Annotated in this window: 21 protein-coding genes; 8 read left to right on the top strand and 13 right to left on the bottom strand. The window is 65.1% G+C overall.

Features of this window, described 5'->3' with window-relative positions; translation table 11 throughout:
- Nucleotides 1–214 precede the first annotated feature (214 nt).
- The gene (locus tag BMZ43_RS10575) at nt 215–490 is read left to right on the top strand and encodes an HU family DNA-binding protein (protein WP_017639309.1); all 276 of its coding nucleotides are present in this window, start codon (nt 215–217) and stop codon (nt 488–490) included.
- Between the two features lie 88 nt (nt 491–578).
- Here BMZ43_RS10575 and BMZ43_RS10570 read toward each other — a convergent pair whose 3' ends face one another.
- A complete protein-coding gene (locus tag BMZ43_RS10570) occupies nt 579–746 on the bottom strand; it encodes a rubredoxin (RefSeq protein WP_007161456.1) in 168 nt (55 codons plus the stop codon).
- Between the two features lie 174 nt (nt 747–920).
- Between BMZ43_RS10570 and BMZ43_RS10565 the strand changes: the two genes are divergently transcribed.
- From BMZ43_RS10565 to BMZ43_RS10555, 3 genes are all read left to right on the top strand, one after another.
- On the top strand, nt 921–2,069 hold the full coding sequence (locus tag BMZ43_RS10565; RefSeq protein ID WP_068384579.1) for an MFS transporter: 1,149 nt from the start codon (nt 921–923) through the stop codon (nt 2,067–2,069).
- Nucleotides 2,070–2,167: 98 nt separating this feature from the next.
- A complete protein-coding gene (locus BMZ43_RS10560; RefSeq protein WP_093253245.1) occupies nt 2,168–3,493 on the top strand; it encodes a type II toxin-antitoxin system HipA family toxin in 1,326 nt (441 codons plus the stop codon).
- A complete protein-coding gene (locus tag BMZ43_RS10555) occupies nt 3,490–3,765 on the top strand; it encodes a helix-turn-helix domain-containing protein (RefSeq protein WP_064307743.1) in 276 nt (91 codons plus the stop codon). The genes BMZ43_RS10560 and BMZ43_RS10555 overlap by 4 nt, the downstream gene beginning before the upstream one ends.
- Nucleotides 3,766–3,816: 51 nt before the next feature.
- Here BMZ43_RS10555 and BMZ43_RS10550 read toward each other — a convergent pair whose 3' ends face one another.
- From BMZ43_RS10550 to BMZ43_RS10535, 4 genes are all read right to left on the bottom strand, one after another.
- Nucleotides 3,817–4,593: a MetQ/NlpA family ABC transporter substrate-binding protein gene (locus tag BMZ43_RS10550; RefSeq protein WP_044341151.1), complete on the bottom strand. Its 777-nt coding sequence runs from the start codon at nt 4,591–4,593 to the stop codon at nt 3,817–3,819.
- Between the two features lie 70 nt (nt 4,594–4,663).
- Nucleotides 4,664–5,446 (bottom strand): MetQ/NlpA family ABC transporter substrate-binding protein, encoded by a 783-nt coding sequence (locus BMZ43_RS10545; protein WP_371913873.1) that lies wholly within the window; start codon nt 5,444–5,446, stop codon nt 4,664–4,666.
- A gap of 51 nt (nt 5,447–5,497) precedes the next feature.
- Nucleotides 5,498–6,163 carry a methionine ABC transporter permease gene (locus tag BMZ43_RS10540; RefSeq protein ID WP_017639302.1) on the bottom strand — a complete coding sequence of 222 codons (666 nt, stop codon included), beginning with the start codon at nt 6,161–6,163 and terminating at the stop codon, nt 5,498–5,500.
- Nucleotides 6,163–7,170 carry a methionine ABC transporter ATP-binding protein gene (locus BMZ43_RS10535; RefSeq protein ID WP_068384573.1) on the bottom strand — a complete coding sequence of 336 codons (1,008 nt, stop codon included), beginning with the start codon at nt 7,168–7,170 and terminating at the stop codon, nt 6,163–6,165. Before BMZ43_RS10535 ends, BMZ43_RS10540 begins: the two co-directional genes overlap by 1 nt.
- A 285-nt stretch (nt 7,171–7,455) precedes the next feature.
- Between BMZ43_RS10535 and katE the strand changes: the two genes are divergently transcribed.
- The gene (katE, locus tag BMZ43_RS10530) at nt 7,456–9,585 is read left to right on the top strand and encodes a catalase HPII (RefSeq protein ID WP_093253241.1); all 2,130 of its coding nucleotides are present in this window, start codon (nt 7,456–7,458) and stop codon (nt 9,583–9,585) included.
- 531 nt (nt 9,586–10,116) lie between these two features.
- Here katE and BMZ43_RS10525 read toward each other — a convergent pair.
- The 3 genes from BMZ43_RS10525 to rpoZ are packed head-to-tail and all read right to left on the bottom strand — an operon-like array spanning nt 10,117 to nt 12,992.
- Nucleotides 10,117–10,497, bottom strand: a complete 381-nt coding sequence (locus tag BMZ43_RS10525) for a RidA family protein (RefSeq protein WP_064307739.1) — start codon at nt 10,495–10,497, stop codon at nt 10,117–10,119.
- Nucleotides 10,498–10,556: 59 nt separating this feature from the next.
- A complete protein-coding gene (gene spoT, locus BMZ43_RS10520) occupies nt 10,557–12,716 on the bottom strand; it encodes a bifunctional GTP diphosphokinase/guanosine-3',5'-bis pyrophosphate 3'-pyrophosphohydrolase (protein WP_017639298.1) in 2,160 nt (719 codons plus the stop codon).
- Between the two features lie 3 nt (nt 12,717–12,719).
- The gene (rpoZ, locus tag BMZ43_RS10515; protein WP_007161465.1) at nt 12,720–12,992 is read right to left on the bottom strand and encodes a DNA-directed RNA polymerase subunit omega; all 273 of its coding nucleotides are present in this window, start codon (nt 12,990–12,992) and stop codon (nt 12,720–12,722) included.
- Between the two features lie 304 nt (nt 12,993–13,296).
- Here rpoZ and BMZ43_RS10510 point away from each other — a divergent pair, with 304 nt between their 5' ends.
- Nucleotides 13,297–14,289: an Abi family protein gene (locus tag BMZ43_RS10510; RefSeq protein ID WP_017639296.1), complete on the top strand. Its 993-nt coding sequence runs from the start codon at nt 13,297–13,299 to the stop codon at nt 14,287–14,289.
- 182 nt (nt 14,290–14,471) lie between these two features.
- Here the strand turns inward: BMZ43_RS10510 and BMZ43_RS10505 are convergent, their stop codons facing one another.
- From BMZ43_RS10505 to glcD, 5 genes are all read right to left on the bottom strand, one after another.
- Complete coding sequence (locus BMZ43_RS10505) at nt 14,472–16,646, bottom strand: malate synthase G (protein ID WP_093253237.1); 2,175 nt, start codon at nt 16,644–16,646, stop codon at nt 14,472–14,474.
- Between the two features lie 173 nt (nt 16,647–16,819).
- Nucleotides 16,820–17,224, bottom strand: coding sequence for a heme-binding protein (locus BMZ43_RS10500; RefSeq protein ID WP_017639294.1), 405 nt, complete (start codon nt 17,222–17,224; stop codon nt 16,820–16,822).
- A gap of 14 nt (nt 17,225–17,238) precedes the next feature.
- Complete coding sequence (gene glcF / locus BMZ43_RS10495) at nt 17,239–18,471, bottom strand: glycolate oxidase subunit GlcF (protein WP_093253234.1); 1,233 nt, start codon at nt 18,469–18,471, stop codon at nt 17,239–17,241.
- Between the two features lie 11 nt (nt 18,472–18,482).
- On the bottom strand, nt 18,483–19,529 hold the full coding sequence (gene glcE / locus BMZ43_RS10490) for a glycolate oxidase subunit GlcE (RefSeq protein ID WP_093253231.1): 1,047 nt from the start codon (nt 19,527–19,529) through the stop codon (nt 18,483–18,485).
- Complete coding sequence (gene glcD, locus BMZ43_RS10485; protein WP_093253229.1) at nt 19,529–21,028, bottom strand: glycolate oxidase subunit GlcD; 1,500 nt, start codon at nt 21,026–21,028, stop codon at nt 19,529–19,531. The genes glcE and glcD overlap by 1 nt, the downstream gene beginning before the upstream one ends.
- A gap of 207 nt (nt 21,029–21,235) precedes the next feature.
- Between glcD and glcC the strand changes: the two genes are divergently transcribed.
- A complete protein-coding gene (gene glcC, locus BMZ43_RS10480) occupies nt 21,236–22,003 on the top strand; it encodes a transcriptional regulator GlcC (protein WP_093253226.1) in 768 nt (255 codons plus the stop codon).
- A 147-nt stretch (nt 22,004–22,150) separates the two neighbouring features.
- Nucleotides 22,151–23,515, top strand: a complete 1,365-nt coding sequence (locus tag BMZ43_RS10475) for a hemolysin family protein (RefSeq protein WP_093253223.1) — start codon at nt 22,151–22,153, stop codon at nt 23,513–23,515.
- The last annotated feature ends 3 nt before the right edge of the window (nt 23,516–23,518 follow it).

Genomic DNA, 23,518 nt, shown 5'->3' with positions numbered 1-23,518 from the left:
AAGGCCGAAGCCGGGGTCAGTCATCCTACCAACGGCTAATAGTCTGCTAATTAACTTTCGCTCTTCTCGGCTTTGCCTTATAACGCTATCTGGTTCGACTTTTGTCGCACCAACGATCTTTGTGTCGGGCCACCCTCTATCCCGGGGGTAATCGCTTTGCCAGGAAAGCCATGCGACGCCCACACGGCTAAAAATGACTCCACGAGAGGTAGCTATGCGCAAGCCTGAATTGGCGACTGTGATTGCAGAAAAAGTCGGACTTCCTAAGGAACAAGCCAACGTCGTGCTCAACACGCTGCTGGACGAGATCGCGAATGCGCTGCACCGCAAGGACAGCGTGACGCTGGTCGGCTTCGGTACCTTCCTGCCGCGTCATCGCGGTGCTCGCATGGGGAAGAATCCCCAGACCGGCGAGCCGGTCAAGATTCGTGCGAGCAACACGGTGGCGTTCAAGCCGGGCAAGGCACTGAAGGACAGCATCGAAGGCTGAGGATGAGGCGGCAGGGATGGCCGCTGCAGCCACAAGGCATCGCTCGTGCGATGCCTTTTTTGTGTCCGCGTGGCGCACGCGGAGCCGATCAGCCGATGGCGATCATCTCGAAGTCACCCTTGCCCACGCCGCAATCCGGGCACAACCAATCCTCGGGCACATCTTCCCAGCGCGTTCCGGGAGCGATGCCGTCGTCCGGCCAGCCCAGGGCTTCGTCATAGATATAGCCGCACACGATGCACTGCCATTTCCGCATGTTCTGTTATCTCTCAACCGGCTTCAGGTAGCGCGCACGCTACGCGAAAGCCTGGCAAAGGCCAACCGTGCCAGAACCCAGGCCGCTGCCGGTGGCTCTATAGCGGCTCTTGGCGACTGTCCGTCGTCCGCGTTCATCAGCTAGGCTAAGCCCATGACTTCCTCACCCTCCCCCATGCCCTGGGCCATCTATTTCGCCGTACTGGGCAGTGTCATCAGCGTGGGCCTGGCCATCGGCCTGTCGATGCCGCTGGTCTCGCTGCGCCTGGAGGGCTGGGGCTATGGCAGCTTCGCCATCGGTGTCATGGCCGCCTCGCCGGCCATTGGCATCCTGACCGGCGCCAGCCTGGCCGGGCGCCTCGCTTCACGAGTCGGCACGCCACGACTGATGCAGCTATGCCTGGTGACGGGTGCCGCCTCGCTGATTCTGCTGTCGCTGCTGCCCAGCTACCCTCTGTGGCTGCTTCTTCGCCTGGCGCTCGGCGCCATCCTCACCCTGGTCTTCGTGCTGGGCGAAAGCTGGATGAACCAGGTCATCACCGATCGCTGGCGGGGTCGCCTGGTGGCCCTCTACGGCAGCAGCTACGCCCTGAGCCAACTGGCCGGTCCGCTGCTGCTGGGCGCGCTCGGTACCGAGGGTGACCAGGGCTTCTGGCTGGGCGCCCTGCTCATGCTCGGTGGCGCCACCCTGCTGCTCGGCCGCCAGGGCGCACCAGCCGCCGGCGGCCACACCGCCGCCTGGCAGGCGCTGCTGGACTTCTGCCGCGGCGCTCCGGCCATCGCCTGGGCGGTAGCGCTGTTCGCCTGCTTCGAGGCGATGATCCTTACCCTGCTGCCGGTCTATGCCCTCAACCAGGGCTTCGGCCAGCAACTGGCGCTGTACATGGTCAGCGCCGTGGTGGTGGGCGATGCTCTGCTGCAGCTGCCCCTGGGCCTGCTCGCCGACCGCCTCTCGCGCCAGGGCCTGTTCCTAGGCTGCACCCTGGGGCTGCTGGCGGTCAGCCTGGCCTTGCCACTGCTGCTGCACACCCCGGGCGTCTGGCCGCTGCTGGTGCTGTTCGGCGCCACCGCCGGCGGCCTCTTCACCCTGGCACTGATCCTGGTGGGCGAGCGCTACCGTGACGCCGAGCTGGTCAGCGCCAACGCCTGCATCGCCCAACTCTGGGGCCTCGGTTGCCTGGTCGGTCCGCTGGTCACCGGCGCTGCCAGCCAATGGCTCACCGGCCATGCCCTGCCGCTGCTGATGGCGGCCGGCGCCGCGGTACTGCTGGTGATCGTTGGGCGCCGAGGTAGCGCGCCGGTCACAGCAGAAACGGCAATTTAATGCCCAAACGCAGTTCTTAGAGTCGCGATTTTGGCATTATATTGCCGATAGTGCGCCAAGGACCCATACTACCGGCAGTATATTGCCGGAGGTCGTCCGTGAGTGCGCTGGTGGTTCAAACCTATCTGACCGGGCGTTGGCAGGATGCCTTACGCTTGGTTTTTGATGATCCGAGGCAAGGTCCCCAACAAGGCGCCTGCACCCTCAGCTATCTGGCTGCCTACCTGAGCGATCATCTCGACGATTTCGGCAAGCCCACAGCTGCCGCAGTGAGCGCTAATCTGCCTTTGAGCTGGGAAGTCGAGCGACTGTCCCATTGGCCGGCGTTTCTCCATGACATTCTCCCGGCCGGCGCCGCTCGCCGTTTTCTGCTACCTCGCCTTGGGCTGAGCGCAGCGGAAGCCACTCAGACCGACTTTCGGTTGTTATCACGCTGCACGCCAGCGCCCATCGGCCATTTGCGGATTCGTGAGTCGCTAGATGAGCGTGCGCAGACACCCTCCGTGGGCTTTACCCGTGAGCAGGTCGTCGCTCGCGATCAAGGCTTTCTGGAATATGCCTATGAGCAAGGTGCCGCCCTTGGCGGTGCAACCGGCGCGGGTGGTGACGCACCCAAGCTGCTGCTGACCGAAGATCCTCAGGGCCTGCTCCATCCAGATGCCACCCTGCCCGATGACCTGGTCTGCCGACATTGGCTGGTGAAGTTTCCACGCAACAAAGCCAGCGCCACGGACCAGGACATCCTGCGCAGCGAGCACTGCTACTATCAAGCCCTGAACGCCCTAGGACTGGAGACCGTTTCCGCAAACGGACTCGCCCTGGAAGAAGGCCGACGCCCCAGCCTCTGGATGCCACGCTTCGACCGCCGCACCAGCCCCCAAGGGGTGGAGCGTCTGGCCGTTGAATCTCTCTATTCGCTGACTCACACCCTGGTACCTGGTAGCTATCTGAATCATCTCGACGCCATTGGTGCCCTGACCAGGGTTTGGCGTGCAGCCGATCAGGACCAGGGGATACCGGCGCTGCTGGATGATTACCTGCGGCGTGACCTGCTCAATCAACTGCTGGGCAACAGTGACAACCACGGTCGCAATACCGCCATCCTGCGTGATGAGCGTGGTGTTCGTCTGACCCCCCTGTACGACCTTGCACCCATGGTCATGGACGAACAGGGCATCACCCGAACCAGCAAATGGCCCCTGCCCGTCGAGCAGGCGGGCGTTGTCGATTGGCACGCCGCTTGTCGGCTACTGGCCGAATGGGACGATCCGGAGCGGCTGTGGGATGCCCTCAAGAAGAGCGCCGAGGTGCTCCGTGCTCTGCCGGACCTGCTGCAGCCGGTGTTGCCGCAGGCCACCTGGGAGCATCCGCGAATTCCGCTGCGGCGCCTGGATAGCCATCTGCGCGAGGCAGGGCTGCTATGAGTCTTGATGATCAAGAACGGCGGCAACGTACGCTGGATGATATCCGTGAGGGATTACAGACTGGACGCCTGAGCCTGGGCACTGGCATCCGACGTCTGCGGCGCGAGATCACCGGCCTTACCCAGACCGACTTCGCGCGCATGGCCCGTATCTCGCTGCGCACCCTACGGCAACTGGAGCAGGACGAAGGCAATCCCACGCTGGCGACGCTACAGGCGGTTTTTCGGCCCTTTGGCCTGGGGATGGGTGTCGTACCCTTGAAACGCCATTGAGCCCATGAAAAACGCCGGCACTGGGCCGGCGTTTTTTATTTCAAACCACGATCAGAACGCGGGCACCACGGCACCCTTGTACTTCTCTTCGATGAACTGCTTCACCGCCGGGGTGTTCAGCGCCTTGGCCAGCTTCTGCACGGCGTCGCTGTCCTTGTTGTCCGGACGGGCGACCAGGATATTGGCGTAGGGCGATTCCTTGCCTTCCAGCAGCAGGGCGTCCTGGGTCGGGTTGAGCTTGGCTTCCAGGGCGTAGTTGGTGTTGATCAGCGCCAGGTCGACCTGATTCAGCACGCGCGGCAGGGTCGCGGCTTCCAGCTCCTTGAACTTGAGCTTCTTGGGATTCTCGGCGATGTCCTTGGGCGTGGCGAGGATGTTGGCGCTGTCCTTGAGCTTGATCAGGCCGGCCTTCTCCAGCAGCAGCAGGGCGCGACCGCCGTTGGTGGCGTCACTGGGGATGGCCACGACGGCGCCTTCGCGGACTTCGTCGAGCTTCTTGATCTTCTGCGAGTAGATGCCGAAAGGCTCGACGTGCACCTGGGCGACGGTCACCAGGTCGGTGCCACGGCTCTTGTTGAATTCATCCAGGTAGGGCTGGTGCTGGAAGAAATTGGCGTCCAGACGCTTCTGGGCCACCTGCAGATTGGGCTGCACATAGTCGGTGAAGACCTTGATCTGCAGGTCCACCCCTTCCTTGGCCAGCTGGGGTTTGACGAATTCGAGGATCTCCGCGTGAGGCACCGGGGTGGCGGCGACGCTGAGGGTCTCGGCGGCGTGGGCGGTCAGGCTGGCGGCCAGCAGGGCGGCGGTGGCGAGCAGTTTCTTCATGGCAGTTTCCTAAGGCGGGGTGGAACCGCCGGTGCCTCTGGGGGCGCCGGCGGTAGCTGGAGCGAGGTTCTTAGAACGCGGGCACGACGGCGCCCTGGTACTTCTTCTCGATGAATTGCTTCACCTCGGGGGTGGTCAGGGCCTTGGCCAGCTTCTGGATGGCCGGGTCATTGGCCTTGTCGGCGCGGGTATAGAGCAGGTTGGCATAGGGCGACTCGCCGCTCTCGATGAAGAGGGCGTCCTTGGTCGGCACCAGCTTGGCTTCCAGGGCGTAGTTGGCGTTGATCAGCGCCAGGTCGACCTGGTTCAGCACGCGCGGCAGGGTCGCGGCTTCCAGCTCCTTGAACTTCAGGTGCTTGGGATTCTCGACGACGTCACGCGGGGTGGCGGTGACGTTGCTCGGATCCTTGAGGGTGATCAGGCCCTGCTTGGCGATCAGCAGGAGCGCACGACCGGAGTTGCTCGGATCGTTGGGGATGGCCACGGTGGCGCCGTCCTTGAGCTCCTTGATGTCCTTGATCTTCTGCGAGTAGGCACCGAAGGGCTCGACGTGCACCGCCACCACCGGCACCTGGTCGCTGCTCGGGTTGCTCTTCTGGTAGCTGGCGTAATAGGGCTTGGTCTGGAAGTAGTTGGCATCCACCTGCTTCTGATCGGTCTGGCGATCGGGCTGGATGTAGTCGGTGAAGACCTTGATCTTCAGGTCCACGCCTTCCTTGGCCAGCTGCGGCTTGATGAATTCCAGGATCTCCGCATGGGGAACCGGATTGACCGCAACGGTCAGGGTCTCGGCGGCCTGGGCGGCGGTGGCAACACCTAGGCCGAAGGCCAGGGACAGCAGGGTACGTTTCAGCGACATCTGGGATTTTCCTTGTGCAAAACCTTCGAGTGGATGAAGCCTGAATCAACGACGACTGAAATGGGCGACAAGCCGATCGCCGACCATCTGCAGTACCTGGACCAGCACCAGCAGCAAGAGCACCGTGACCACCATGACGTCGGTCTGGAAGCGCTGGTAGCCGAAACGAATGGCCAGATCGCCCAGGCCGCCGCCGCCGATCACTCCGGCCATGGCGGTGTAGGACACCAGGGCGATGGCGGTGACGGTGGTGGCCGCGATCAGCCCGGGCAGGGCCTCGGGCAACAGGGTGCGGGTGACGATCTGCCAGAGACTGGCGCCCATGGCCTGGGTCGCCTCGATGATGCCGCGGTCGACCTCGCGCAGGGCGGTTTCCACCAGCCGGGCGAAGAAGGGCGCGGCGCCCACCACCAGCGGCGGGATGGCGCCCTCGACGCCCAGGGAGGTGCCGATCAGCCAGACCGTGATGGGGATCATCAGGATCAGCAGGATGATGAAGGGCACCGAGCGCAGCACATTGACCACGAAGGAGAGGATGCCGTAGACCAGCGGCTGCTCCAGCAACTGGCGGCGGCTGGTGAGAAACAGCAGCACGCCCAGCGGCAGCCCGAGGATCAGGGTGAAGAGCATGGACCAGCCGAGCATGGCCAGGGTGTCCTGGGTCGCCTGCCAGATCTCGGCCCAGTCGATGTTGCTGAATAGTTCGTCCATCAGCGCAGGACCTCCACGGTGACGTCGGCGGCCTGGAAGCGAGCCAGGGCGGCGTCCAGGTCACCGCCCACCAGGGCGATGGTGAGCTGGCCATAGGGCTCGTCCCGGATGCGGTCGATGCGACCGCCGAGAATGCTGTAGTCCACACCGGTCTCCCGGGCGACGTGGCCCAGCAGCGGTGCATAGGTGGCTTCGCCGCGGAAGGTCAGGCGCAGGATGCGCCCTTCGACATGGGCATAGGCGTCGGCCAGTTCGGCCTCGTCCTGGTGCTCGGCTTCGAACACGAAGCGGCGGGTGGTGGGGTGCTGCGGATGCAGGAAGACATCGGCCACGGTGCCCTGCTCCACCACGGCGCCGCCGTCGAGCACGGCGACGCGGTCGCAGACGCGGCGGATCACGTCCATCTCGTGGGTGATCAACACGATGGTCAGGCCCAGTTCGCGATTGAGCTCGGCCAGCAGTTGCAGCACCTGGGCGGTGGTCTGGGGATCGAGGGCGCTGGTGGCCTCGTCGCAGAGCAGGATCTTCGGCTCGGTGGCCAGGGCGCGGGCGATGCCGACGCGCTGCTTCTGGCCGCCGGACAGTTGCGCCGGGTACTTGCGCGCCTGGTCGGACAGCCCGACCCGCGCCAGCAGCTCCTCGACCCGCTGGGCGATCTGCGCCCGCGAACGGCCGCCGGCCAGTTCCAGCGGCATGGCCACGTTGGCCGCCACGGTCTTGGACGAGAGCAGGTTGAAATGCTGGAAGATCATGCCGATGCGGCGGCGGAAATCGCGCAGCTCGCTCGCGCCAAGGGTGGTGACCTCGGCGCCATCGACCTGCAGGCGACCGCCACTGGGGGCTTCGAGGCGGTTGATCAGGCGCAGCAGGGTGCTCTTGCCGGCCCCCGAATGGCCGATCAGGCCGAAGATCTCGCCGGCTTCGATCCTCAGGTCGACCGGCTGGAGCGCCGCGACCTCGCGACCGCGCGTGCGGTACGTCTTGTGGACAGCGTGGAATTCGATCAATGGAAAAACCTTGTGGGTAACATCAGACAACAGGATGGTGATCCAGCCGTGCAGTTTAACGTGCGCGCTTATATCTGCTTAGCACTTGTTGTCGGGTATTACGCCAATAAAGGCATATGGCCAGCCCAGACAATGACCAAGCGCCAGGCGCACAGCCCGTCGCTTCGCATCAGCCAAACGGAACACCGGCTCTGGACCGCGAGTCACTAGAGGACTGCCTGAATTCGCCCCACATTCCGTAGGGGACGCAAAGAGCGCCCTACAGGCGCCTGATGAGGACTTTCCATGGCTACGCCCCCCAAGAGTGAACTCGCCGGTACCGATACCCTGGATCGCCAGAACACCTCGAAGAAAATCGAGCAGCTCGAACAGTTCCGCTCCGATGCCACCGGCCAGGCACTGCGCACCAACCACGGCGTGAAGATCGCCGACAACCAGAATTCGCTGCGCGCCGGCACCCGCGGACCCTCCCTGCTCGAAGACTTCATCATGCGGGAGAAGATCACCCACTTCGACCACGAGCGCATCCCGGAGCGCATCGTCCATGCCCGCGGCACCGGCGCCTATGGCTATTTCCAGCCCTACCAGGACTGGTCCGACCTGACCAAGGCCGCCCTCTTCCGCGACCCCAACCACCAGACCCCGGTGTTCGTGCGCTTCTCCACCGTGCAGGGCCCGCGTGGCTCGGGCGATACCGTGCGTGACGTGCGCGGCTTCGCCATCAAGTTCTACACCGAGGAAGGCAACTGGGACATGGTCGGCAACAACATGCCGGTCTTCTTCATCCAGGACGCCATCAAGTTTCCCGACTTCGTCCATGCGGTGAAGCCCGAGCCGCACAACGAGATCCCCACCGGCGGCAGCGCCCACGACACCTTCTGGGACTTCGTCTCCCTGGTGCCCGAGTCGGCGCACATGGTGCTCTGGACCATGACCGACCGTGCCATCCCGGTGAACCTGCGCAGCATGCAGGGCTTTGGCATCCACACCTTCCGCATGATCAATACCGCCGGCAAGGGCATCTTCGTCAAGATCCACCTGAAACCCGCCGGTGGCGTGCGTTCCCTGGTGTGGGACGAAGCCCAGAAGCTGGCGGGCAAGGACACCGATGCCCACCGCCGCGACCTCTGGGAAGCCATCGAGGCCGGTGACTATCCCGAGTGGGAGTTCGGCGTGCAAATCATCCCCGAGGAAGACGAGCACAAGTTCGACTGGGACATCCTCGACGCCACCAAGATCATTCCCGAAGAGCTGGTACCCATCACGCCCCTGGGCAAGCTGGTGCTCAACCGCAACCCGGACAACTACTTCGCCGAAACCGAGCAGGTGGCCTTCTGCCCCGGGCACGTCGTGCCCGGCATCGACTTCAGCAACGATCCCCTGCTGCAAGGCCGGCTGTTCTCCTACACCGACACCCAGATCAGCCGCCTCGGTGGCCCGAACTTCCATGAGCTGCCGGTCAACCGTCCGGTGGTGCCGAACCACAACGGCCAGCGTGACGCCAAATACCGCATGACCATCGACAAAGGCCGTGCCTCCTATGAGCCCAATTCCATCGACGGTGGCTGGCCCAAGGAAACGCCGCCAGCACCCCAGGATGGCGGCTTCGAGAGCTATTACGAGCGCATCGACGGTTACAAGGTGCGCGAGCGCAGCGAGTCCTTCGGCGACCACTTCTCCCAGGCCACGCTGTTCTACAACAGCCTGTCGGAAGCCGAGCAGGCCCACGTCGCCGATGCCTACAGCTTCGAGCTGGGCAAGGTCGAGCGCATGTGGATCCGTGAGCGTCAGGTCAACGAGATCCTCGCCAACATCGATCTGGACCTGGCGCAGAAGGTCGCCAAGAAGATCGGCGTGACGCCGCCCACCGCACCCACCGTGCAACCGCGCCAGATCTCCATCGACAAGTCGCCGGCACTGAGCCAGCTCAACCTGCTGTCCGGCAACATCAAGGGCTTCAAGGTGGCGGTACTGGTGGGTGACGGCGTCATCGCCAGTGAAGTGGACGCCATCAAGCAGGCACTCAAGGCCGAAGGCGCCCATGTGAAGGTGCTCGGCCCCACCGCCGGCCCGGTCAAGGCCGCCGATGGCAGCGAAGTGGCCGTGGACGGCTCGGCCGAGGGCATGCCTTCGGTAGCCCTAGACGCGGTCTATGTGCCGGGCGGCGTCGAGAGCGTCAAGGCCATGCTCGACGACGGCGTGATCAAGCACTACCTGCTGGAAGCCTATAAGCACCTCAAGGCCATCGCCCTCACCGGCGAAGCCGAGCAGCTGCTCAAGGCGGTCTACCTGAGCCCCGACGAGGCGCTGCTCACCGGCGGTGACTTCAAGGCGGTGCAGCAGGACTTCTTCGCCGCCATCGCCAAGCACCGTTGCTGGGCGCGGATGCCGAAGATCAAATCCATCCCGGCCTGATTCAGGCAGGCATGAAAAAGCCGACCGTCGCGAGACGGTCGGCTTTTTTATTTTGGGGCTATCGCGATCGTTGCCCGTTTAGGCCATCGCGGCCATGGGCCGCTCCTACAGAAGATTGATGCTGCTGTAGGAGCGGTCGTTACGGCGCACCGGCACGGCCGCAATGCCTCCCTACCTTCGTAGGTTGGGTTGAGACGGCTCCATCGTCGAAGCCCAACAACGCGCGGCTGACAGCGTGCTCCGTTGTTGGGCTTCGCTGCGCTCAACCCAACCTACGGACCCTGCGTTGGGATCGGTCCCGTAGGTTGGGTTGAGACGGCTCCATCGTCGAAGCCCAACAATGCGGGGCTGACAGCATGCTCCGTTGTTGGGCTTCGCTGCGCTCAACCCAACCTACGGATCCTGCGTTGGGATCGGTCCCGTAGGTTGGGTTGAGACGGCTCCATCGTCGAAGCCCAACAAGGCGAGCCATCAGCGCGCTTATTGTTGGGCTTCGCTGCGCTCAGCCCAACCTACGGGTCCTGCGCGGGATCAGCCCAGCACCAACACCCCGTCCATTTCCACCTGGGAGCCCTTGGGCAGCGCAGCCACGCCGATGGCGGCACGAGCCGGATACGGCTGCTGGAAGTAGCGACCCATGATCTCGTTGACGGTGGCGAAGTGCGAAAGGTCGATCAGGAAGATGTTCAGCTTGACGATGTCAGCCAGCGAACCACCGGCGGCCTCAGCCACGGACTTGAGGTTCTCGAACACCTGGACCACCTGGGCCTCGAAGCCGTCTACCAGCTCCATGCTGGTGGGATTGAGCGGGATCTGCCCGGAGAGATAGACGGTGTCACCGACCTTGATCGCCTGGGAATAGGTACCAATGGCGGCAGGCGCCTTGTCGGTGTGGATCACTTGCTTGCTCATGGGTCGCTCCTGTGCGGGAAAGGCTCGATTCTGCAAGCCCGTGGCGACCCACTGCAACCTCAGCTACGAACCCGAGTGATACCAGCCACGCCCTTGAGCGTCCGCAGCTTCTTGATCACCCGCGCCAGATGGACACGGTCGCGCACGCTGACCACCAGCTGAACCACGCTGACTCGGCCGTCGCGCTCATTCATGCCGATCTTCTCGACGTTGGCGTCCGCGGCGGTGACGTTGTTGGCCAGCATGGCGATCAGGCCGCGCTGGTGCTCCAGCTGGACGCGCAACTCGACGCTGAATTCGCCGGTGACGTCCTTAGCCCAGTTGAGCACGATGCATTTTTCGCTGTTGTGCCGGAATTCGGCGATGTTCCGACAGTTTTCCAGGTGGATCACCATGCCCTTGCCTGCCGAGAGGTGGCCGACGATGGGGTCGCCCGGAATCGGCGTGCAGCACTTGGCGTAGCTGATCACCAGGCCTTCGGTGCCACGGATGGCCAGCGGCCCCTGGGGCGTGGTACTAGCCTGGGGTTCCAGCGGCTCTTCTTGCTCGCTGCCGGACACCAGGCGCCGCGCCACCACATAGGCCATGCGATTGCCCAGGCCGATCTCTTCGAGCAGGTCTTCCAGCACCACGCCCTTGTATTCGCCGAGCACCGAGAGGATGCGCATCGGCGAGATCTTCGACAGCTGGGTGCCGAAGCCGGATAGCGCCTTGTTCAGCAGCCGCTCGCCGAGGCTGATGGACTCGGAGCGACGCTGCTGCTTGAGCGCATGGCGGATATTGGTGCGCGCCTTGCCGGTGACCACGAAGTTGAGCCAGGCCGGATTGGGCCGGGCACCGGGCGCGGTGACAATCTCCACCGTCTCGCCACTGCCCAGCGGCTGCGACAGCGGCGCCAGGCGACGATTGATGCGGCAGGCGATGCAGCTGTTGCCCACATCGGTGTGCACCGCATAGGCGAAGTCTACGGCCGTGGAGCCCTTGGGCAGCTCCATGATGCGACCCTTGGGCGTGAAGACGTAGACCTCGTCGGGAAAGAGGTCAATCTTCACGTTCTCGATGAATTCCAGGGAGTTGCCCGCACGTTGCTGCAACTCGAGGATGCCCTTCACCCACTGGCGCGCGCGCAGGTGGCTGGCGCGCGGCTCGTCGCCCCCGGCCTTGTACAGGCCATGGGCGGCGATGCCGTTGTTGGCCATCTCTTCCATCTCGCGGGTGCGGATCTGGATCTCGATGGGCACGCCGTGCATGCCGAACAGGGTGGTATGCAGGGACTGGTAGCCGTTGGCCTTGGGGATGGCGATGTAGTCCTTGAAGCGTCCCGGGAACGGCTTGTAGAGATTGTGCACTGCGCCGAGCACCCGATAGCAGGTGTCGACCTTGTCGACGATGATGCGGAAGCCATAGACGTCCATGATCTCGTTGAACGACTTACGCTTGCCACGCATCTTCTGGTAGATGCTGTGCAGGTGCTTTTCACGGCCGACCACCTCGCCGTCCAGGCCATCGCGGGCCAGGCAGTTGGCCAAGGATTCCTGGATCTTGCCGAGGATCTCGCGGCGATTGCCCCGCGCGGTCTTGACCGCCCGCTGGATGCGCTCGGCGCGCATCGGATGCATGGCGCGAAAACCCAGGTCCTCGAATTCCACATAGAAATCGTGCATGCCCAGCCGGTTGGCGATGGGCGCGTAGATTTCCAGGGTTTCCTTGGCGATGCGCCGGCTCTTGTCCGGCGGCATGGCGTCCAGGGTGCGCATGTTGTGCAGCCGGTCGGCCAGCTTGACCAGGATGACGCGGATGTCCTTGGACATCGCCATGGTCATCTTCTGGAAGTTCTCCGCCTGGGCCTCGGCCTTAGTCTCGAACTTCATCTGGGTCAGCTTGCTGACCCCGTCCACCAGCTCCGCCACCGTCTCGCCGAACTGGCCAGCGAGGGCTTCCTTGGCGATGCCGGTGTCCTCGATCACGTCGTGCAGCATGGCCGCCATCAGGCTCTGATGGTCCATGTGCATGTCGGCGAGGATGTTGGCGACGGCTAGCGGATGGGTGACATAGGGCTCGCCGCTGCGGCGGCGCTGCCCATCGTGAGCCTGCTCGGCGTAGTAGTAGGCCCGCCTGACCAGATTGACCTGGTCGGGGGTCAGGTAGTCCGCCAGTCGCTCGGCCAGCAGGTCGATGCCGGTCGGGCGGACGTCACCATACGCAGGCTCGGCAGCCATGGCTTAGAGGGCCTCGCCGTCCGCTTCTTCGTTGACTTCGAAGGCGGCGAACAGCGGCTCTTCTTCAACGATGTCGTCCAGACGGATGACTTCCTCGTCAACCAGGCCTTCGGCGATCTCGCGCAGGGCGACGACGGTGGGCTTGTCGTTATCCCACGGTACCTTGGGCTCCTTGCCGCCGGTGGCCAGCTGGCGCGAGCGCTTGGTGGCGAGCATGACCAGCTCGAATCGGTTGTCTACGTTGTCCAGGCAGTCTTCGACAGTAACGCGGGCCATGGTCTTCCTCGTGGCGATGATGATCCCGGGAACGGGGGACCCGATAGTATAAAAATTCGCCAGTGGCAAGGGAAGAGGCGGTGGTCGGAGGGCCAGCGGTTGTCGACGTTCCGGTAGAGGATCCGCCCAAAGCAAAGGGCTTCTGCCTGAGCCGCGGGATCGCTAACGTATTCCAAGCTTTTCTTGTACTCGCAGAACACCTCTCCTTGAGCGCTCTTCGAAAAGGCCCGAGGGATCGCGCCGCCCGGGATAGATGCTATTTGCTAAGACTCTGCATAGCGTTCTGATCGAAAGGAATGGATCAATGTCGGCATACGCCAAACCATGGATGAGTCTGGATGACCAGCTGGATCAATTGATTCGACGTGGTCTGACCGTCACTGATAGAACACTGGCGCTCAACTACCTGGGCCGAATCGGCTATTACCGCTTGAGCGGCTACTGGTATGCGTTTCGAGAGCGAAGCGGTGCCCTGGTGTTGCTTGATAAAGGTAAGAAGCCACAAAAACTCAAGGTCACCACCTTGACGCTGGATGATTTCAAGGTCGGAGCCACCTTTCAGAATGCCGTCGACCTCTATGTGTTCGACAAGAAGTTACGCTTACTGACGCTGGATGCACTGGAGCGCATCGAAGTCGGATTGAGAGTCGACATTGCCTACTGTCTCGGAGCCCAAGACGCCTTTGCCTACTTGCGCCCCGAACTATTGCACGCCGACTTCAGCAGCAAGCTCGATCCTAGAACCGGCCTTAGCCGCCACCACGATTGGCTGGGACGGCACGCCAAACTGATCGCTCGCTCCAGGGAAGACTTCATCAGGCATTGCAAGGACAAATACGGATTGCCCTTGCCGATCTGGATAGCGGCGGAAGTCTGGGATTTCGGCACGATGTCCACGCTGTACAGTGGTCTGCAAGAGACCGAACAGGACGCCATCGCAGCCAAGTATGGGCTATCGAACGGTCGGATCTTCTCGTCCTGGTTACGTAGTCTCAACTATCTACGCAATGTGTGCGCACACCATAGCCGACTGTGGAATCGCAACATCATTGATCAGCCGAAATTGCCCTCTCTGGCCGAGGCGGCTTGGGCACAGCCTTTCATAGGCAATGCGCATGCTCTGGCGCGTTGCTATCTACTGCTGTGTATGACACGTCATCTTCTGGACGTCGTGAATCCTCGGTCAACGTGGTCACAGCGAATCAAGGCGCATCTGCTGAGTTTTCCAGAGCTGTCGCACCTGGGCCTGAACATCGCAGGCATGGGAGCCCAGCCTGGCTGGGAAACCGACTGGTAAAAACGCAGGCAATAAAAAACCCCTCAGCAGCGTCATCACCTAGGTGAGTCAGCCGAGAGGGGCCGTGTTGGGATCCATACTAGGGAACGACCTGAGGTCCGTCAAGCCGGCGCCTACAGCTCTGGATCAAGGGCACAACGCTCGCTCCGCAAGCTACGTCCGAGCGTTGGGAATCATACCTCTCAAGCCCCCGCTTTCTTCTTCAATCGCCAGGCGTGCAGCAGCGGCTCGGTGTAGCCGCTGGGCTGTTCGCGGCCCTTGAAGATGAGGTCACGGGCGGCGCGATAGGCGTAGGAGCTGTCGAAGTGGCCGGCCATGGGTTCGTAGAACGCGTCGCCGGCGTTCTGGCCGTCCACCACCTTGGCCATGCGCTGCAGCGTCTCGTCCACCTGTTCGGCGCTGACCACGCCGTGGTGCAGCCAGTTGGCGATGTGCTGGCTGGAGATGCGCAGGGTGGCGCGGTCTTCCATCAGGCCGACGTCATGGATGTCGGGCACCTTGGAGCAACCCACGCCCTGGTCGACCCAGCGCACCACGTAGCCGAGGATGCCCTGGCAGTTGTTGTCCAGCTCCTGCTGGATGGCCTCGGCGGACCAGTCGGGCGATTCGGCCACTGGTACGCTGAGCAGGCCGGCGAGCAATTCGCCGCGGGCAGCGTCGACATCGCTGCGCTCCAGCTCCTGCTGCACCTGCTGGACGTTGACCTGGTGGTAATGCAGGGCGTGCAGCACGGCGGCGGTGGGCGACGGTACCCAGGCGGTGTTGGCGCCGGCCTTGGGATGACCGATCTTCTGTTCCAGCATGGCGGCCATCAGGTCGGGCATGGCCCACATGCCCTTGCCGATCTGCGCCTTGCCTCTCAGGCCGCAGGCCAGACCGACCAGCACGTTGTTGCGCTCGTAGGCGGTGATCCACTTCGAGGTCTTCATGTCGCCCTTGCGCAACATGGGCCCGGCCAGCATGGCGGTGTGCATCTCGTCACCGGTGCGGTCGAGGAAGCCGGTGTTGATGAAGGCGACCCGCGCGGCGGCGGCGGCGATGCAGGCCTTGAGGTTGACGCTGGTGCGGCGCTCCTCGTCCATGATGCCCAGCTTGACGGTGTTGGCCGGTAGCCCCAGCAGGGCCTCGACGCGATCGAACAGCTGCACGGCGAAGGCCACCTCGGCCGGACCGTGCATCTTGGGTTTGACGATGTACACCGAGCCGCTGCGCGAGTTGCCCTGGCGCTTGAGGTCGTGCATCGCGATGGTCACGGTGACCAGGGCATCGAGGATGCCTTCGGGGATCTCGCGAACGTCTTCCAGCAGCACTGCCGGGTTGGTCATCAGGTGGCCGACGTTGCGGATGAACAGCAGCGAGCGACCGTGCAGGGTCAGCGGCTGACCGTCGGCGCCCTGGTACTCGCGGTCGGGGTTGAGGCGGCGGGTAAAGGTCTCGCCAGCCTTGCTCACTTCTTCTGCCAGGTCGCCCTTCATCAGGCCCAACCAGTTGCGATAGGCCAGCACCTTGTCGGCAGCATCCACCGCGGCGATGGAATCTTCCAGGTCCATGATGGTGCTGACCGCGGCCTCCATGAGCAGATCCTTGACCCCGGCGGCGTCGGTCTTGCCGATGGCGCTGTCGCGGTCGATCTGGATCTCCAGGTGCAAGCCGTTGTGGCGCAGCAGCACCGCGGACGGCGCGGCGGCGTCGCCCTGGTAGCCGACGAAGGCCGCCGGATCGGCCAGTTCGCTGGTGCCGCTCTTGAGGTCCACCACCAGGCGACCGTCCTGGATGCGGTAGGCGGTGGCGTCCCTGTGCGAGCCACTGGCCAGGGGCGCCACGCCATCCAGCACCTGGCGGGCGAAGGCCACCACCTTGGCGCCGCGGGCGGGGTTGTAGCCCTTGCCGCGCTCGGCGCCGTCGCTCTCGGGCAGGGCGTCGGTGCCATAGAGGGCGTCGTACAGCGAACCCCAGCGGGCATTGGCGGCGTTCAGGGCGTAGCGGGCGTTGAGCACCGGCACCACCAGCTGCGGACCTGCCTGCTCGGCGATTTCACGATCGACGCCGGAGGTCGAGGCCTGCACCTGACCGGGCACCGGCTGCAGATAGCCGATGCTTTCAAGAAAGCTCTGGTAGGCGGGCAGATCGGTGACCGGACCGGGATGGGCGCTGTGCCAGTTGTCCAGCTCCACCTGCAGGCGATCACGCTCGGCCAGCAGTTCCCGATTGCGCGGTGCCAGCTCGTGCACCAGCGCGTCCACGCCCGACCAGAAGGCGGCGGTGTCGAGGCTAGTGCCGGGCAGTACTTCCTCGTCGATGAAGCGCTGCAGCTCGGTGGCCACCTGCAGGCGGCCCAGGGTAATGCGGTCGGTCATGATGGCTTTCCTTGAGACATGAAAATTAAATGGAAGCCTGTCCACGATCTCGCGAGCTAGAGCCAGGCAAGGCGAAAACAGCCGAGGAAGCGGAGTTTACGAAAGGTAAATGAGCATTCCGAGGCGGTTTTCAACACAGCCTGGCCGACGTGCAGCAGATCGTGGGCAGGCGATCAGCCGAGGGCGGCGATGGCGGCCTTGGCGACCTGGGCATCTTCCGGGGCCTTGACGCCGGAGACGCCGACCGCGCCCACCACCTGGCCGTCCACCAGGATGGGCACCCCGCCTTCGAGCATGCCCTGCATCAGCGGCGCGCTGAGAAAGGCGGTGCGGCCGTTGTTGATCATCTCTTCCAGCACCTTGGACTCCTTGCGCGCCAGGGCGGCGCTGCGGGCCTTTTCCGGGGCGATGTAGGCGCTGTTGGGCGCGGCGCCGTCGAGACGCAGCAGGGCCAGCGGATGACCGCCGTCGTCGGCCACGGCGATGCACACGGCCCAGCCCTGGCGCTCGGCTTCGGCACGCCCGGCGGCCAGCAGGGTGTCGATCTCGGCAAGGGTGAGCACGGCTTTGGTCTTCATGGGGCCTCCAGGGTTCAGGGATGGGTCGGAGCGGCCAGGGCCGCGTCGAGGATTTCGATCCAGTGGCGCACGGGAGTTCTCCCAGCGCCGTCGAGATGGCTCTGGCAACCGATGTTGGCGGTGGCGATCACCTCGGGGTGACCACTTTCCAGGGCATCGAGCTTGGCGTCACGCAGCCGCCGCGACAAGTCCGGCTGGGTCAGCGAATAGGTGCCGGCCGAACCGCAGCAGAGGTGACCGTCCGGCACCGGCGCCAGCGGAAAGCCGAGGCGCTGCAGGACGCCCTCCACGGCGCCGCCGAGGCGCTGGGCGTGCTGCAGGGTGCAGGGGCAGTGGAAGGCCAGCCGCGGCGTGTCCTTCAGCCGCAGCTCTTCCAGCGGGAGCTCGCGCAGCACCTCCACCAGGTCGCGGGTGCGCGCCGAGACCTCGCGGGCCTTGGCGGCATAGGCCGGGTCGTCCTTGAGCAGGCTGGCGTACTCCTTGACGAAGGCGCCGCAGCCGCTGGCGGTCTGGATGATGGCTTCGGCGCCGCCCTGCAGCGCCGGCCACCAGGCGTCGATATTGCGCCGGGCGCGATCGAGGCCGGCTTCCTGGGCATTGAGGTGATAGTCCACCGCGCCACAGCAAACAGCGCGGGGCGCGGCGTCCAGGCTGATGCCGAGGCGATCCAGCACCCGCGCGGTGGCGGCATTGGTATTGGGCGACAGCCCCGGCTGCACGCAGCCTTCGAGGATCAGCATGCGCCGGGCATGGCGCGGTGCTGGGCGCACACCCGGGGCGGCGATGCGCGCTGCCAGCTTGGCCTGGACGCTGGCCGGCAACAGCGGCTTGAGGGTCTGGCCGCCTTTCAGCAGGGCGCCGAACAGCCGCAGCTGCGGCAGCACCTGGCGCAGGCCGGCGCGCAGCAGGCGCTGCGCCAGGGGCCGCGGCACCCGGCGCTCCACCTCGGCGCGGCCGATGTCGAGCAATTCGTGATAGGAGACGCCCGAGGGACAGGTGGTCTCGCAGTTGCGGCAAGTCAGACAGCGGTCGAGGTGTTCGCGGGTCTTTTCGCTGACCTCGCCGCCTTCGAGCATGCCCTTGATCAGGTAGATGCGCCCGCGAGGCCCGTCCAGCTCATCGCCAAGCAGCTGGTAGGTCGGGCAGGTGGCGTTGCAGAAGCCGCAATGCACGCAGCTGCGCAATACCCGCTCGGCATCAGCGGCGCGGGGCAATTCACGAGCAGCGGGACTCAGATTGGTTTGCATAGGTCGCTCCCTTAGAGCCCGGCGTACAGCCGACCCGGATTGAAGATCCCCTGGGGGTCCAGGCGCGCCTTGAGGCGGCGGTGGTAGTCCAGCAGCGCGGCGGGCAGCGGATGCTGGGCCTCACGCTCGGCGTCCGGCGCATAGCAGAGGGCATGACCACCGGCGCGCTCGGCGATCTCGCGCAGGACCGTGGCCGGGGCATCGCTCTTGAGCCAGTACTGGGCACCGCCCCAGTCCAGCAGCCGGGTACCGGGCAGCTCCAGGAGTGGCGTATTGACCGGTACCGACAGTCGCCACAGCGGCGCGGGGCCGGCGAAGAAGGCCAGGCGCTGCTCGTTGAGCTCGTCCCAGAAGGCCTCGCCCAGGGCTTCACCGCCCAGGCGATCGACCGCCGAGCGTACCGAACCTTCGCCGCCTTCCAGGCGCAGGTGCAGGCGCTGGCCGTCATGGCAGGCCGCCGAAATCGGCAGGGCTTCGCGACCCCAGACGGCGAGGCGCTGCAGGGCGCGTTCGGCGTCCAGTTCCAGACTCAGGCTCTGGGTGCAGCGCGGCCTGGGTAGCACCTTGAAGGACACCTCGGTGACCACCCCCAAACACCCCTGACTGCCGGCCAGCAGGCGGGAGACGTCGTAACCGGCAACGTTCTTCATCACCTCGCCGCCGAATCTCAGGTGTTCGCCAGTGCCGGTGATCAACCGCGTGCCCAGGACGAAGTCCCTCAGGCTGCCGGCCCAGGGCCGGCGCGGACCGGAGAGACCGCAGGCCAGGGTGCCGCCGACCGTGGCGCCCTCCCCCAGTTGCGGCGGTTCGCAAGGCAGCATCTGGCCTTGCTCGGCCAGGGCGGCATTGAGTTCGGCCAGCGGCGTGCCGGTGCGCACCGTGGCCACCAGCTCGGTGGGGTCGTAGTGCACCAGACCGCGATGGCCGCTGACGTCCAGCGGCTCGCCGTCCACCGGGCGACCCAGATGAGCCTTGGTATCGCCGCCATGGATGCGCAGCGGCTGGCGACGGACCAGGGCCTCTCGGACCTGATCGAGGAGCAGTTCCAGGCTGTCCATCAGAAACGCTCCAGTTCGGGGTGGGGCAACTGGCCGTGATGCACGTGCAGGCCACCGAATTCGGCGCAGCGGTGCAGGGTCGGCACGTTCTTGCCGGGGTTGAGCAGCCCGGGGGCGTCGAAGGCCGCCTTCACCGCATGGAAGAAGGTCAGCTCGCCCGGCTGGAACTGGGTGCACATGGCGTTGATCTTCTCGCGCCCCACCCCGTGTTCGCCGGTGATGGTGCCGCCCACCGCCACGCAGAGGTCGAGAATGCGCCCGCCCAGGGCCTCGGCCTGCTCCAATTCGCCGGGCCGGTTGGCATCGAAGAGGATCAGCGGATGCAGGTTGCCGTCGCCAGCGTGGAAGACGTTGCCCACCGCCAGGCCGTATTCCGCGGACAGCGCCTCGATGCCGCGCAGCACCTCGGGCAGGGCGCGGCGTGGGATGGTGCCGTCCATGCAGTAGTAGTCGGGCGACAGCCGCCCCACCGCGGGAAAGGCATTCTTGCGCCCGGCCCAGAATTTCTGCCGCTCGGCCTCGTCGCGGGCCAGGCGGATCTCGGTGGCACCGGCGGCCGCCAGCAGGCTGCTGACGCGCTCGATGTCGGCGGCCACGTCGGCTTCCACCCCGTCCAGCTCGCAGAGCAGGATGGCCGCGGCGTCCACCGGGTAGCCGGCGTGGATGAAGTCCTCGGCGGCTCTCAGGGTCAGGTTGTCCATCATCTCCAGCCCACCAGGGATGATGCCGGCGGCGATGATGTCGGCCACCGCGGCGCCGGCACGCTCGATGTCGGCGAAGCTGGCCATCACCACCCGGGCACAGGGCGGCTTGGGCAAGAGCTTGACGGTCACCTCCACCACGACGCCGAGCAGGCCCTCGGAGCCGGTGAACAGCGCCAGCAGGTCGAAGCCGGGGCTGTCCAGGGCAGCGCTGCCCAGGGTCAGGCGTTCGCCCTCCAGGGTGACGATCTCCACCGCCAGCACGTTGTGCACGGTCAGGCCGTATTTCAGGCAGTGCACGCCACCGGCGTTCTCGGCCACATTGCCGCCGATGGAGCAGGCGATCTGCGACGAGGGATCGGGGGCGTAGTAGAGATCGTGGGGTGCCGCGGCCTGGGAGATGGCCAGGTTGCGCACTCCAGGCTGGACCCGGGCACGGCGGCCATCGGGGTCCACGTCGAGGATGCGATTGAAGCGCGCCATCACCAGCAGCACGCCCTGCTCCAGCGGCAGGGCGCCGCCGGAAAGCCCGGTGCCGGCACCGCGCGCCACCAGGGGCACGTTCAGCTCATGGCAGAGGCGCAGGGTCGCCTGCACCTGCTCCACCGTTTCCGGCAGCACCACCAGCAGTGGCGTGGTGCGATAGGCCGCCAGGCCGTCGCATTCGTAGGGCTTGAGGTCTTCCCTGTCGTGCAGCAGGCAGTGCTCGGGCAGCGCAGCGCGCAACCGCTGCAGCAGTTGCGCCTTGTCCGGGCGGGGCAAGGCGCCGTCGAGACGTTCGTCGTAGACCAGGCTCATCGGGTAACCGCCATTGTTGTTGTTCTGGCTGGAGAGGCTTTGTTGTACCCCGAGACTTGACGGCGAGTCCATCGCTCAAACCACTGGTCATACCAGTTTTTTCACCCTCTTCGACCAAAGGATTACCCGCTTTCAGCCTGCTTGACGGCGAATCCGGCCGATGGCTCACTAAAGCGAAACCTTGTGGTCATACCAGCAGGAACCTCCATGTCTGCACCCGCCCCCCGCCTTCCCGTCGCCGAGAACGTCAGTCAGCAGATCGAACGTCTGGTGGTGGACGGGGTGCTCAAGGTCGGCCAGCCGCTGCCGTCCGAGCGGCGCCTGTGCGACAAGCTCGGCGTCTCCCGCACCGCCCTGCGCGAGGGCCTGGGCCTGCTGCGCGCCCGCGGCATCATAGAAACGCGCCACGGCCAGGGCAGCTTCGTCGCCCGCCTGGCGGCGCCGGCGGCGGAGAATCCCCTGCTGCACCTGTTCAGCAGCCAGCCGCGTACCCTCTACGACCTGCTGGAGGTACGCGCCCTGCTGGAGGGCGAAGCCGCGCGCCTGGCCGCGTTGCGCGCCACCACCGCCGACCTGGTACTGATCGGGCGACGATACGAGGAGCTCTGCGCCGCCTGCCAGGATCCGGCCAGCCTGCCCGCGGAAACCCATGCCCGCCTCGACCACGCCTTCCACCTGGCGATCAGCGAGGCCTCGCACAACCCGGTGCTGGTGCACACCCTGCAGTCGCTCAACGAGTTGCTGCTGGGCTCGGTGTTCGCCTGCATCGCCAATCTCTACCATCGCCCGCCGCAACGCCGCGAGATCGATGCCCAGCACGCCCGCCTCTATGCCGCGGTGAGTGGACGCCTGCCCGACGAGGCCCACGCCGCCGCCCGCGACCATATCCACAGCGTGAGGGACAGCCTGCGCGAGATCGAGCAGGAAGAGCAGCGGCTGGTGCGGGCGACCATGCGTCTGGAAGGCTGGACCTAGATAAAAGGTCCCGCCGGCAAAGGTCAGTGCCAGAGCCGCTGTCCGTCAGCCCGCAGCATGCCCCCGTCCCCTCGGCGGGCGTAACATCTTGCAACTGCCCTGCCCCGCCCCCATGCTTAGCCGACCTTTTTCCAGCTCCCGGCCCTAATGGACCCTTCCACCAGTCTCGCCTCGACGTTGTTCGCCGATCTCGGCCTCGTGTTCTTCGCCTTCTTCCTCGTGCTGCTCAACGGCTTCTTCGTCGCCGCCGAGTTCGCCATGGTCAAGCTGCGCGCCACGCGTGTGGAGGCCATCGCCAAGAAGCACGGCTGGCGCGGGCGCATCCTCAAGAAGGTGCATAACCAGCTCGACGCCTACCTTTCCGCCTGCCAGCTCGGCATCACCCTGGCCTCCCTGGGCCTGGGCTGGGTCGGCGAGCCGGCCTTCGCCGAATTGCTCGAACCCCTGCTCGGCGCCGCCGGCGTTCGCAGCCCCGAGGTGATCCACGGCGTCGCCTTCTTCTCGGCCTTCTTCATCATCTCCTACCTGCACATCGTGGTCGGCGAGTTGGCGCCCAAGTCCTGGGCGATCCGCAAGCCCGATCTGCTGTCGCTGTGGACGGCGGTGCCGCTGTACCTCTTCTACTGGCTGATGTACCCGGCCATCTGGCTGCTCAACGCCAGTGCCAATGGCATCCTGCGCATCGCCGGCCAGGGCGAGCCGGGCGCGCACCACGAACACCACTACAGCCGCGACGAGCTCAAGCTGATCCTGCACTCCAACCGCGCCACCGACCCGGACGCCCGGGTGCTGGCCTCGGCCGTGGAGTTGGGCGAGCTGGAGGTGGTGGACTGGGCCAATTCCCGCGAAGACCTCATCTACCTGGACAGCAAGGCCAGCCTGGAGGAGATCCTCACCCAGATCCGCCGCTCCAAGTACAGTCGCTACCCGGTCTATGACGAAGATAGCCAGACCTTTACCGGGGTGCTGCACATCAAGGACCTGCTCCTGGCCATCGCCGGCCTGGACAGCGAAGCCGCCTCCTTCGACCTCGACGACCTGGTGCGTCCGCTGGAACGGGTGACCAAGCACATGCCGCTGTCGGACCTGCTGGAGCAGTTCCGCCGCGGTGGTGCGCACTTCGTGCTGGTGGAGGAAGCCGACCACAAGGTCATCGGCTTCCTGACCATGGAGGACGTGCTCGAGGTGCTGGTGGGCGACATCCAGGACGAACACCGCAAGACCGAACGCGGCGTGGTCGCCTATCAGCCGGGCAAGTTGCTGGTGCGTGGCGACACCCCGCTGTTCAAGGTCGAGCGCCTGCTGGGCATCGACCTGGACCACGTCGAGGCCGAGACCCTGGCCGGCCTGATCTACGATAGCCTCAAGCGCGTTCCCGAAGAGGAGACGGTGCTGGAGGCCGAAGGCCTGCGCATCATCGTCAAGAAGATGAAGGGTCCCAAGATCGTCCTGGCCAAGGTCATCAAGCTGGACCCCAAGGACGTCCGCCGGCGCCAGCCGGAGGAGCGCTGAGGC

The sequence above is a fragment of the Pseudomonas sp. Snoq117.2 genome (assembly GCF_900110545.1).
GTDB classification, from domain to species: domain Bacteria; phylum Pseudomonadota; class Gammaproteobacteria; order Pseudomonadales; family Pseudomonadaceae; genus Chryseomonas; species Chryseomonas benzopyrenica.
Note: the sequence above shows the minus strand (reverse complement) of the source record. Positions and strands in the feature narration are given on the sequence as shown.

Bases quoted from the DNA above. Each gene is read 5' to 3' on its own strand.
- BMZ43_RS10575 (WP_017639309.1), top strand. From the start codon at position 215: ATGCGCAAGCCTGAATTGGCGACTGTGATTGCAGAAAAAGTCGGACTT.
- BMZ43_RS10570 (WP_007161456.1), bottom strand. From the start codon at position 746: ATGCGGAAATGGCAGTGCATCGTGTGCGGCTATATCTATGACGAAGCC.
- BMZ43_RS10565 (WP_068384579.1), top strand. From the start codon at position 921: ATGCCCTGGGCCATCTATTTCGCCGTACTGGGCAGTGTCATCAGCGTG.
- BMZ43_RS10555 (WP_064307743.1), top strand. From the start codon at position 3,490: ATGAGTCTTGATGATCAAGAACGGCGGCAACGTACGCTGGATGATATC.
- BMZ43_RS10550 (WP_044341151.1), bottom strand. From the start codon at position 4,593: ATGAAGAAACTGCTCGCCACCGCCGCCCTGCTGGCCGCCAGCCTGACC.
- BMZ43_RS10540 (WP_017639302.1), bottom strand. From the start codon at position 6,163: ATGGACGAACTATTCAGCAACATCGACTGGGCCGAGATCTGGCAGGCG.
- katE (WP_093253241.1), top strand. From the start codon at position 7,456: ATGGCTACGCCCCCCAAGAGTGAACTCGCCGGTACCGATACCCTGGAT.
- BMZ43_RS10525 (WP_064307739.1), bottom strand. From the start codon at position 10,497: ATGAGCAAGCAAGTGATCCACACCGACAAGGCGCCTGCCGCCATTGGT.
- spoT (WP_017639298.1), bottom strand. From the start codon at position 12,716: ATGGCTGCCGAGCCTGCGTATGGTGACGTCCGCCCGACCGGCATCGAC.
- rpoZ (WP_007161465.1), bottom strand. From the start codon at position 12,992: ATGGCCCGCGTTACTGTCGAAGACTGCCTGGACAACGTAGACAACCGA.
- BMZ43_RS10510 (WP_017639296.1), top strand. From the start codon at position 13,297: ATGTCGGCATACGCCAAACCATGGATGAGTCTGGATGACCAGCTGGAT.
- BMZ43_RS10505 (WP_093253237.1), bottom strand. From the start codon at position 16,646: ATGACCGACCGCATTACCCTGGGCCGCCTGCAGGTGGCCACCGAGCTG.
- BMZ43_RS10500 (WP_017639294.1), bottom strand. From the start codon at position 17,224: ATGAAGACCAAAGCCGTGCTCACCCTTGCCGAGATCGACACCCTGCTG.
- glcF (WP_093253234.1), bottom strand. From the start codon at position 18,471: ATGCAAACCAATCTGAGTCCCGCTGCTCGTGAATTGCCCCGCGCCGCT.
- glcE (WP_093253231.1), bottom strand. From the start codon at position 19,529: ATGGACAGCCTGGAACTGCTCCTCGATCAGGTCCGAGAGGCCCTGGTC.
- glcD (WP_093253229.1), bottom strand. From the start codon at position 21,028: ATGAGCCTGGTCTACGACGAACGTCTCGACGGCGCCTTGCCCCGCCCG.
- glcC (WP_093253226.1), top strand. From the start codon at position 21,236: ATGTCTGCACCCGCCCCCCGCCTTCCCGTCGCCGAGAACGTCAGTCAG.
- BMZ43_RS10475 (WP_093253223.1), top strand. From the start codon at position 22,151: ATGGACCCTTCCACCAGTCTCGCCTCGACGTTGTTCGCCGATCTCGGC.